The organism is Diplocloster agilis (assembly GCF_019042275.1).
Taxonomy (GTDB): Bacteria; Bacillota; Clostridia; order Lachnospirales; family Lachnospiraceae; genus Diplocloster; species Diplocloster agilis.
Map to the genome: position 1 here is coordinate 37,602 of NZ_JAHQCW010000044.1, position 10,164 is coordinate 47,765.

The window sequence follows — 10,164 nt, forward strand, 5'->3', positions numbered from 1 at the left end:
CCGGCGCTGCAGCCGGCCGAAAGGGCAGGGCTGATACAATAGAATTACCCATTAGGGAGTGATGATGATGAAAAAAGAATACGATGTAATTATTGTGGGGGCGGGGCCTTCCGGAATCTTCTGCGCATATGAGCTGATCCGGCAGAAGAAAGATATGAAGGTGCTGATGATTGAAAAAGGCAGGCCGATCGAGAAACGGCAGTGCCCGAAGCGGATAACAAAAAAGTGTGTAGGATGCCAGCCGTGTTCCATCACGACTGGTTTTGCAGGAGCGGGAGCGTTTTCCGACGGGAAGCTGTCCCTGTCTCCGGACGTGGGAGGAAATCTTCCCGAAATCCTTGGTTACGATAAAACGGTAGAGCTGTTAAAAGAATCCGATGATATTTATTTAAAATTCGGTGCGGATACGAACGTATACGGCATCGATAAGGCAAAAGAAATCCAGGAAATCCGCAGAAAAGCCATCACGGCCAACTTAAAGCTGATCGAATGTCCGATCCGCCATCTGGGTACGGAAGAGGGATATAAGATTTATACAAAGCTCCAGACACATCTGCTGGACGAAGGAATTGACATGCTGTTTAATACCATGGTGGATGACATCCTGGTGGAGAATAATAAAGTGACCGGTGTGGTAACCGATGCCGGGGATACCTTTACGGCGCCGGAGATCGTCTCCGCAGTGGGCCGGGAAGGCGCGGACTGGTTCAGTCATATCTGCCAGAGCCACGGGATAGAGACGAAAGTCGGTACGGTGGACGTGGGAGTCCGTGTGGAAGTCCGGGATGAAGTTATGGAATTCCTGAATAAGAACCTGTATGAAGCGAAGCTTGTCTATTATACGCCTACCTTTGACGATAAGGTGCGGACCTTCTGTACGAATCCGTCGGGAGAGGTGGCCACCGAATATTATGAAAATGGACTGGCGGTTGTCAACGGACATGCCTATAAGTCCCAGGAATATAAGACCAATAATACGAATTTTGCCATTCTGGTGTCCAAGAATTTTACGAAACCCTTTAAGACCCCGATTGAGTATGGCAAACAGATCGCACAGCTGAGTAATATGCTCTGCGACGGTAAGATCCTGGTACAGACCTTCGGTGATTTCCAGAGAGGAAGGCGTACCACGGAAGAGCGCCTGTGCCGGAATAATCTGATCCCCACATTAAAGGATGCGGTACCCGGAGACCTGTCCCTGGTATTCCCGCACCGGATTATGGTGGATATCGAAGAGATGTTGCTGGCCCTGGATAAAGTAACTCCCGGTATTGCCAGCGATGAAACGCTGCTGTACGGCGTGGAAGTGAAGTTCTATTCCAACAAAGTCGTGGTAAATCAGGATTTTGAGACCAGCGTTGACGGTCTGCGGGCGATCGGAGACGGCGCGTCTGTGACCAGGGGCCTTCAGCAGGCTTCCGCCAATGGAATCAGTGTAGCCAGAAGTATTTTAACGAAGTTATATGGAGTCGGCAATGAAGTTGAGGCATAAAAAAGCGGCGGCCGTCCTGGCCTGCCTTTGTATATTATTTACGATGGCCGGCTGCGGTAAGGGGAAAGAGATCGTCCTTACCACCGGTCTTGGGAAAAACGACGTGTTTCAAATAGGCGAGGCTGTCTGCACGCTGCCGGAGGCCAAATATCTGCTGATGCAGATGCAGCAGGGGTACGATCAGGTATATGGCAAAGAGCTGTGGAAGCAGACGGTCAATGGAAATACCATCGAAGAGTATGCGAAGGACCGGGTAATCGACAGGCTGGTGGAAGTCAAATGCATGAATCTTTTGGCAAAAGACCGCCAGATCGAACTGACCGAAGAAGAGAAGAAGACGGCCTCCGATACCGCGGATCAGCAGTACGCTGCACTGGACGAGGAGACCATAAAGAGCCTGGGCGTGGACCAGGAGTCTTTGAGGAGTTTTTATCAGGAATTCGAGCTGGCAGATAAGGTCTATCAGGAACTGACCAAAGATGTGAATACCGAAGTCAGCGACGATGAAGCCAGAGCCGTGTTAGTACAGCAGATCTTCACCAAATCCGAATTGGTGGCAAATGAAGTGGTTCAAAAAGCCCAAGCCGGAGAGGATTTTGCCGCCCTCGCGGAAAGTTATAACGAGAGCGATGAGATGCAGAAGGCTTACGGCAGAGGAGAAGTGGACAGCAAGCTGGAGGAAGCGGTCTTTGCCCTGGCCAACGATGAGATCAGCGATGTGGTAGCCACGGACGACGGCTATTACATCCTTAAATGTATGAATAATTATGATGTAGACGCGACCGATGCCAATAAAGTGGTTATCGCAAACCAGCGGAAGGAAGATGCTTTCCGGAAGGTTTACGATCCCTTTGTGGCGGGCCTTGATTCCGAGTTCAATCAGGAGCTTTGGGATTCGGTGGGGAATGCGCAGTAGGTAACCTTTAGGGAGGGCCGGGCCTGATGGAGCCGGGAGGTGGGAACGCCCCTGTCTCCGGCCGCAGATGCCCCGGTTACCGCAGCAATTCTCATCTTAGAAAAAGCAACCTCATATACAGCTCCAGGAGCCTCTGAAAGCAGTGAGAATGTCGGCGTGAGAGCCTCCATTCTCACTTGAGTCTCCTTCCGCTATTCGGCCATGCTTTTTATAAGATGAGAATTGCTGCGGTAACCGGGGCATCTGCGGCCGGAGACAGGGGCATTTCCCACCTCCCGGCTCCATCAGGCCCTGCTTTAATTATGGGTGAGATTCTTTTGCATAATTTGAGAGACAGGGGATGCGGGAGATTGGAATGTTAGGAGCTACAGTGGCGGGATTCCAACCACTTGGGCTGTGGAGAGAGACGTGCTTGTGGAGGACTTTTGAAGGATTGATTAGGAGAATTAGAGAACTTAGTATAGAAAACATAGAAAAGGCCTGAAGGAGCCATGTGTTTCGGCTCCTTCAGGCCTGGGCTTTTTTTATTTTGTTAATAGCATCATGATGTCGTTGCTGCGTTTTACGAATTTGGTCATTTCCTCGGGATTGAGGGGCTTGTGGGCAAGCATGGCCAGATCGTAGAGCTGCTGGCAGATTACAGGAGCGTTTTCTGAATCTTTTTGGTTCAGGACGAACTGGACTAACGGGTGGTTGGCGTTGAGCACCAGGGTGGAGTCGTTGCCGAACATTCCGGGATCCATGCCGTACATGTTGTACATTTTCATCATATCCTGCATTCTGCGGGTTTCTTCGGAAAGTGTGATCAGGGAAGCGATATTTTCGTCCTTTAATTTTTCTACTTTCACATTCAGTTTGTCATTGTTTAATGATTTGCGGAAGATTTCGGTGAGGGCGTCGGTGGTCTCTTTCAGCTCTTCCTCGGATACCTCTTCCTTGAAGTTGTCGGTTACATCAGAGTCGATGCGCTGGAATTTCAGTTCTTCGTGCTGGCGCTCCAGCTGGCTGATGAACGGGGAGTCAATGTTGTGGGACAGGATGAAAGCATCCATGCCTTCGTTTTTAAACATGTTGATATATTGGCTCTGCTGTACCTCGTCGGTGACATAGTGGATGATTGTTTTGGGCTTTTCCTCTTCCTGGGAGGATTCGGAGTCGGCGGGTTCGGAGCTGTCGGATTCCGATTTGGTTTCTTTGGGCTCTTCGTCTGCGCCTGAAGTGTCCTCGGAGGTAGCGTCGGCGCCGTCGGCGGATGAGGTTTCTTCTTTCTCCTTTTGGGCATCCAGATATTCTTTCAGGGTCAGGTACTTGTGATCCAGGTTCTTGAACAGGATGTAATCGCCCATCTTTTCACAGAATTTCTCATCCTTGATACAGCCGAATTTAAGGAAGGGATTGATGTCATCCCAGTATTTTTCGTAGTTTTCGCGGTCCGTTTTGCACATGCCGGAGAGCTTGTCGGCTACTTTCTTGGTGATGTAGTCGGAGATCTTCTTCACGAAGCCGTCGTTTTGCAGGGCGCTTCGGGACACGTTCAGCGGAAGATCCGGGCAGTCGATGACGCCTTTTAAGAGCATCAGGAACTCGGGGATGACTTCTTTTATGTTGTCGGCGATAAACACCTGGTTGTTATAGAGTTTGATCGTTCCCTCGATCGAATCGTATTCGGTGTTGATCTTCGGGAAATAGAGGATTCCCTTTAAGTTAAACGGATAGTCCATGTTCAGATGAATCCAGAACAACGGCTCTTTGTAATCCATAAATACTTTGCGGTAGAATTCCAGATATTCCTCTCTGGTGCACTCGTTGGGATGCTTGGTCCAAAGGGGAGTAGTGTCACTGATAGAAACCGGGCGTTTCTGAATTTTTACGCGTTCCCTGGCCGGGGAAATTTCTACGATTTCTTTTTCGCCGTCTTCATTTTCCTGTTCCTCGGTCTTGGCTTCCTCGTGAATATGTTCCACGATGACATCGTCTTCCCTTAAGTCGCCTTCGTCGATGGTCTCATACTGAGGCTCGGCATTTTCCTTGGAAAGGAAGATCTCGACCGGCATAAAGGAGCAGTATTTCTCCAGCACTTCCCGCATACGGTACTCGTTGGCAAATTCCACGCTCTCCTCATTCAGGAACAGGGTGATCTCCGTACCTACGGTGGTCTTGCTGCCGTCGGTCATGGTGTATTCGGTGCCGCCGTCGCATTCCCAGTGTACGGGTTCAGCTCCTTCTTTGTAGGAGAGGGTATCGATATGGACATTGTCGGAAACCATAAAAGCAGAATAAAAGCCAAGGCCAAAGTGACCGATGATCTGATCGTCGGTGGTCTTGTCCTTGTATTTTTCAAGAAATTCGGTAGCGCCGGAGAAAGCGATCTGCGTGATGTATTCTTCCACCTCGTCTGCGGTCATACCGATACCGGTATCGATGAATTTTAAGGTCTTTTCCTCGGGATTGACGATCACCTGGATACTGTTTTTGAAGTTGTCCGGGTAAGTGTATTCGCCCATCAGCGACAGCTTTTTCAGTTTGGTGATGGCGTCGCATCCGTTGGATACCATCTCACGGACAAAGATATCGTGATCGGAATAGAGCCATTTCTTGATAATGGGGAATATGTTTTCACTGTTGATGGACAGGCTTCCTGTCTTATTGCTCATGCGTTATTCACTCCTTTTATGTTTTTGAATCAATTGTTTTTCTTCTATATCAGTTATATTAATACCCTACATATCAAAAGTCAAGAAAAAATTAGCACTCGATGAAAAAGAGTGCTAATAATGTGCTAAAATAATATGCAACGATTGGAACGTTCATTACGAATATATAAATGACAGGATAAAAAGAAGGAGGCCGGGCATGAAACAGGAAGAAAAGTGGATACGCTCTATTCTACACCGGGGAAGTACAAAAGCGGCAGATCAGCTGGTACGGGCTTATTACGATAAGCTATATGCGTTTATTTACCGGCAGGTCGGGTGTAAAGAGGACGCTCTGGACCTGACCCAGGACAGTTTTATCGCCGCGCTGCGCTCCCTTGCCTCCTATGACCCGTCGAAGGCGGGATTTGGCACCTGGCTGTGCCATATCGCCGCACATAAGGTGATCGACGCCAGAAGAAAGTACAGGCCTGTGACGGTTCCGTTTGACGAGGAGGATATCCGGACACCGGAAGATTTTACCGATGTACTGGCGGACCGGGAACTGATCCGGCAGATGGAGGAGTATGTGTGCCGACTGAGCCCGGAATTGCAGGAGATATTCCGGTTGCGGATATACGCGGAGCTCCCTTTTCCTAAGATCGCTTCCGTGACTTTGCAGCCGGAGGCAAAGATCAAAGCGCAGTATTACCGATTGATCAAACGGCTGAGAAAGGAGTTTGAAGATCATGAATGATTTTGAAAATATCCGCTTCCCTTCCGGGGAAGAAAAAGACAGGAGTATCCGGATGATACTGGAGCAGGGAATCCCCAGGCCGAAACGGATGGCGGCGGATCTGTGGGAGACTGCAGGCAGGATCGGCTTTAAGAATCTTTTCTTCGGAGTTGGTGACTGTATGTTCCTGGCTCTCCTGCTGGGGGGATTACTCTGGGCGGGATGCTTCGCCGTTATGGCCGGCGGCCGGGGCCAGCTTAGTGTACTGCTGTTCCTGGCGTCCCCGTTTCTGTATGCGCTGCTGCATCTTCTCAGCATATGGAAAGAGATCATGGTTGGGACTTATGAAACGCTGATGGTCTGCCGGTGCTCCCTCCACCAGCTGATGGTCCTTCGGATGCTGGTATTCGGAGGCCTCGCGGTCATCGTGCTGGTCGGGACCAGCACCGGGGTCGGGTGGCTCTTAAAAGGCAGCCCTTCAGTCCTGAATCTGCTGGGGATCTCATTTTCCGCCTTATTTTTGTTCGCGGCCGCGTCTGCGGCGGCGGAATGGAAATGGAGAGCGCCGGGGGCATACCTGGTGGTACCGGCCGGCTGGATTTTATTAAGCCTGGTTCTTCTGATCCTGGGGGAACGGGCGGAGGCTTTTCTGCGGAGTATTCCTGACGCAGTATTCTGGATCGCGGCAGCCTGCGGCGCCGTTTTCTATGGAAGAACCCTGAAACACTATTATTTCGATCCGAAGGAAGGAGCGATTGCGCATGTTGTCCGTTGAACACGTGACGAAAAAATATGGAAACTTTACGGCCCTCGAGGATATCAATCTGGTCTTTGAAAGCGGCGTCTATGGGCTGCTGGCCCCAAACGGCGCCGGAAAGACTACACTGATCAAGATGCTGACCACCCTTCTGTTTCCGACGAGGGGCAGAATCCTGTGGGATGGACAGAATATTTTGTCCATGGGAAGCGAATACCGGGGGCTGGTGGGCTATCTGCCCCAGGAGTTCGGCTATTATAAGAATTATTCCCCCAGGCAGTTTTTAAGATATATGGCCGCGTTACAATGTATGGAACCTAAGGCCGCGAAGAAGCGGATCGACAGCCTGCTGGAGCTGGTGGCGCTTTCCGATGTCAAAGACAAGAAAATGAAACAGTTTTCCGGCGGAATGATCCAGCGGGTTGGCATTGCCCAGGCCATGTTAAATGATCCGAAATTACTGATTCTGGATGAACCCACGGCGGGTCTGGACCCGAAAGAGCGGGTCCGCTTCCGGAATCTGATCCACAGTCTGGCAAAGCAGCGCATCGTCATTTTATCTACCCACATCGTATCGGATATTGAAACGATCGCGGGAAAGATCATTATGCTGCGGGATCATGCCCTGTATTGCTGTGAAAGCCCTGCCGCCATCTGTGAAAATCTGGAAGGGAAACTGTACGAGGTGCCGTCGGATACTGCATTGACCGGGCAGGAGCTGCTGCTCAGCGAACGGCAGGCAGGGGACAGAACCGTGCTTCGGATCGCGTCGGATTTCCCCGTGAAGGGTGCAGTGCCGGTGAGTCCGGATCTGGAAGACGCGTTCCTATATATTTACAGGGAAGATACGTTATGAAGAGAACATGGTCCTACAGGGGTGATACGCTATGAAAAAAACATGGATTTGCTGGGAAGCGCGCAAACTGTGGGAAATGCCTATGATTCCCATTTTTCTGATACTCTGTCTGGGTTTTAACGTTCTGATGATCGTGGGAAACCGCATCGGCAGTGACGCGGACTCCTACGTAAGCTATGTAGCCGGAGTCACGCAGGAAACCGGAGGGCAGATGGGGGAAGCGTTTGACAGGGCGCTGGCGCGGCTTCCCGATGAGGACGCATTCAAAGAACAGCTGATACAGGAGACAAGGGGAAGGGAAGATACCCTGGACCAGTTCGACGCCGGCCGGCTGGGAGATCTGTATATCGGAAAATTCCGGATTCAGGGTATTGCCGCCGGTTTTCTGGAGCAAAAATACCGGATGCTGGATGGAAAAGTAAAAAAACTGGCGGAGGAGGATGCCTCCATGAGTCTGGCCGCGGCCGGAAAGACCAAGACGCTGACGGAGGCGCTCTTTCAGAAAATGTGCCGGGCGGTCATTACGGAAGGGATTCTGCTGGCGGTTCTGATGGCCTTATATTCCAGCGGATGCGATAAGTTAAGCCGCACGGCTCCGGTACTTTATTCCAGCAGGGCCGGCCGGCGCATCCAGCTGTCCAAAGCGGCGGCCGGCGGATTGTCGGCAGCGGCGGTCTATACGCTTCTGTCCGCCGGCTCCGTCCTGGTGTTTGCGTGTGCGTGGAAACCGGGGCCTATATGGGAGGCAAATATGGCCAGCCAGTTCAACTATGTAACGGCGTTTGGGATGAAGCTGCCATTTCTCACCTGGACTTCTTTCTCGATCGCCGGTTATCTGGCGGCGACGCTGGCTCTTGGGTTGGCAGTGGTCTTACTCTTTCACGGCCTGGGCTTCGCGGCAGGGCTGATAGCCAACAGCGCTTACCGGGGATTTTTGTTGTTGCTTATACCGGCAGCACTTAACTTTGAAGTGATGATGCTGGCCGGAGACAGCAGCCTCTGGCTGCTGTACCAGCTGATACAGTGGTCTCCGGTGGCTCTGTGGTGGTTTCAGCCGCTGTGGTTTACGGATCTTGGAGCGGGTGCGGTACTGCCCTGGCAGGAATGCGCGGAAGCGGTATTCTGTCTGGCGGCCGGGGCCGGACTGTTTTGGGCGTCCTATCGCCATTATCTGAAAAAGGATGTGAACTGAAATGTTAAAAGAAGAGATGAAAAAAATCTGGCGGCCGGGAATATTGGCAGTCCTGCTGCTGTTCGGTTTCGTATTTTACACAATGTATCTGGAATTCTATATCAAATACTTTCCAAACGGCCCGGAATATCAGGGAATCTATCAGGTGGCCGTCGATTGGGTAGAACGGTTCGGAACTACGCTGGAACCGGAAGAAGAGGCGGAAGCGGCCGGGGAGATACCGGCCCTGGAATCCGAGGCCTTGGGGTACTTATCCGCAAATCCGGTGGCACAGAAGTACGGCTTGACCTCTTATGAAGAATATGAGCAATTCTATAGCCGGTCGGTACTGGAGGTGGAGGGAGAGATGTCGGCTCTTATGCAGGAACGGTACGCCGATGCGATGCTTCTGTCCAATTATCTGTCCGGAGAAGAGACGAAGAATGTACAAGGACGGATCTATGCCACAAGACTCTACACCCAGATGTATGAACTATGGGAACAGGAGGGGGTTAACTTCAAAGATAAGGATTATATGGAAAGATATACGCCGGGAGAATATGCGCACGCGGCGGACAGTTTCTTCGGAGCGGATAACGCCTGGAGGAATATTATGCCGCCTGAATTACCGGAGGCCTTCTCGACTTATTTTGGCTATCTGCTGATCTGGATCTGCGTTTCCTGCTGTCTGTTGTTGTCTCCTGTGCCGGTACGGGACCGGATGCGTTCCATGAGACCCCTTCAGTGGAGTTCCAGACACGGCCGGAATATACTGCGGACTCAGTTTGCGGCCGCCATGCTGTCCGGCGCGGCGCTAACCACGGTCAACATACTGATCTTTGGGGGCCTGTTTATGACCCATGGCATCCAAACGTTCTTTGGGTGCAGGATATTTTCTTTTATGCACACAGGTTTTTCCTGGATCAATCCCACGTTTGGGATCTGGTGTCTGCTGATGGTCCTTCTGACTTATCTGACTGCCATGGGAATATCCGCTATCGCCTTTTTCCTGTCCCTGCACAGCACAAATTATGTGGCTATGCTGCTGAAAATGATTCCCCTGGTTATTCTGACCGCGATGATCTGCCCGCCGCTGTTGACCCGGCTGTTCTATTACGGTAACAGCTTGTACCAGCTGACGTCCGTCCCGGGGGTGGAAGGGATCACGGCCTTATTGATTTTGGCAGCAGGCCTGGTCCTGTTCGCGCTCACCCGCCGCCGGCAGAAAAGACAGGAGCTGCTGCAAGGGTAACGGGGATTCCCCGAGAGCGCGGAGGGCTTACGCCGGCACCCGCTTAGTGGAATCAGAAAGCCGGATTCAGGAACCGAGCCTGTTCACCGGAGGCTGTCGCACTCACTTAGCATTCTTCCTGGAGGCTTCGTATGTCCGCTGCTTACGGCTTGGAACCACGGGCGGTATCCGGGGACGCGCCGGGTGGCCGGGTTCTTTTGTATCTCCCTGGGAGCGCGGAGGGCTAGCGCTGGAATACGCTAAGTGAAATCAAAAAGCCGGATTCAGGAACCGAGCCTATTCACCAGGAACACGTGATGTGTTCCCGGTTCAGAGGCTCTTGCCCGTCGGACGTGAAGTCCGCCGTGCATC

Annotated in this window: 8 protein-coding genes; 7 read left to right on the forward strand and 1 reads right to left on the reverse strand. The window is 51.6% G+C overall.

Annotated elements, in window-relative coordinates; genetic code table 11:
• Positions 1-67: 67 nt before the first annotated feature.
• Both KTH89_RS20415 and KTH89_RS20420 read left to right on the forward strand, forming a co-directional pair.
• Complete coding sequence (locus tag KTH89_RS20415) at positions 68-1,492, forward strand: NAD(P)/FAD-dependent oxidoreductase (RefSeq protein ID WP_330655215.1); 1,425 nt, start codon at positions 68-70, stop codon at positions 1,490-1,492.
• On the forward strand, positions 1,476-2,408 hold the full coding sequence (locus KTH89_RS20420; protein ID WP_238722919.1) for a peptidyl-prolyl cis-trans isomerase: 933 nt from the start codon (positions 1,476-1,478) through the stop codon (positions 2,406-2,408). Before KTH89_RS20415 ends, KTH89_RS20420 begins: the two co-directional genes overlap by 17 nt.
• 524 nt (positions 2,409-2,932) lie before the next feature.
• On the opposite strand, the gene htpG is transcribed toward KTH89_RS20420, so the two are convergent.
• On the reverse strand, positions 2,933-5,062 hold the full coding sequence (gene htpG / locus KTH89_RS20425) for a molecular chaperone HtpG (protein WP_238722920.1): 2,130 nt from the start codon (positions 5,060-5,062) through the stop codon (positions 2,933-2,935).
• A 199-nt stretch (positions 5,063-5,261) separates the two neighbouring features.
• On the opposite strand from htpG, the gene KTH89_RS20430 reads away from it, so the two are divergent.
• The 5 genes from KTH89_RS20430 to KTH89_RS20450 are packed head-to-tail and all read left to right on the forward strand — an operon-like array spanning position 5,262 to position 9,813.
• Complete coding sequence (locus tag KTH89_RS20430; RefSeq protein WP_238722921.1) at positions 5,262-5,798, forward strand: RNA polymerase sigma factor; 537 nt, start codon at positions 5,262-5,264, stop codon at positions 5,796-5,798.
• Positions 5,791-6,552 carry a hypothetical protein gene (locus KTH89_RS20435; protein ID WP_238722922.1) on the forward strand — a complete coding sequence of 254 codons (762 nt, stop codon included), beginning with the start codon at positions 5,791-5,793 and terminating at the stop codon, positions 6,550-6,552. Before KTH89_RS20430 ends, KTH89_RS20435 begins: the two co-directional genes overlap by 8 nt.
• Entirely contained in the window at positions 6,539-7,390 is an 852-nt protein-coding gene (locus KTH89_RS20440; RefSeq protein ID WP_158342516.1) for an ABC transporter ATP-binding protein, read from the forward strand. Before KTH89_RS20435 ends, KTH89_RS20440 begins: the two co-directional genes overlap by 14 nt.
• A gap of 31 nt (positions 7,391-7,421) precedes the next feature.
• Positions 7,422-8,582, forward strand: coding sequence for a hypothetical protein (locus KTH89_RS20445; protein WP_238722923.1), 1,161 nt, complete (start codon positions 7,422-7,424; stop codon positions 8,580-8,582).
• Position 8,583: 1 nt separating this feature from the next.
• The gene (locus tag KTH89_RS20450) at positions 8,584-9,813 is read left to right on the forward strand and encodes a hypothetical protein (protein ID WP_238722924.1); all 1,230 of its coding nucleotides are present in this window, start codon (positions 8,584-8,586) and stop codon (positions 9,811-9,813) included.
• Positions 9,814-10,164 lie beyond the last annotated feature (351 nt).

Coding starts and splice junctions, on each gene's coding strand:
- KTH89_RS20415 (WP_330655215.1), top strand. CDS start 68: ATGAAAAAAGAATACGATGTAATTATTGTGGGGGCGGGGCCTTCCGGA.
- KTH89_RS20420 (WP_238722919.1), top strand. CDS start 1,476: ATGAAGTTGAGGCATAAAAAAGCGGCGGCCGTCCTGGCCTGCCTTTGT.
- htpG (WP_238722920.1), bottom strand. CDS start 5,062: ATGAGCAATAAGACAGGAAGCCTGTCCATCAACAGTGAAAACATATTC.
- KTH89_RS20430 (WP_238722921.1), top strand. CDS start 5,262: ATGAAACAGGAAGAAAAGTGGATACGCTCTATTCTACACCGGGGAAGT.
- KTH89_RS20435 (WP_238722922.1), top strand. CDS start 5,791: ATGAATGATTTTGAAAATATCCGCTTCCCTTCCGGGGAAGAAAAAGAC.
- KTH89_RS20440 (WP_158342516.1), top strand. CDS start 6,539: ATGTTGTCCGTTGAACACGTGACGAAAAAATATGGAAACTTTACGGCC.
- KTH89_RS20445 (WP_238722923.1), top strand. CDS start 7,422: ATGAAAAAAACATGGATTTGCTGGGAAGCGCGCAAACTGTGGGAAATG.
- KTH89_RS20450 (WP_238722924.1), top strand. CDS start 8,584: ATGTTAAAAGAAGAGATGAAAAAAATCTGGCGGCCGGGAATATTGGCA.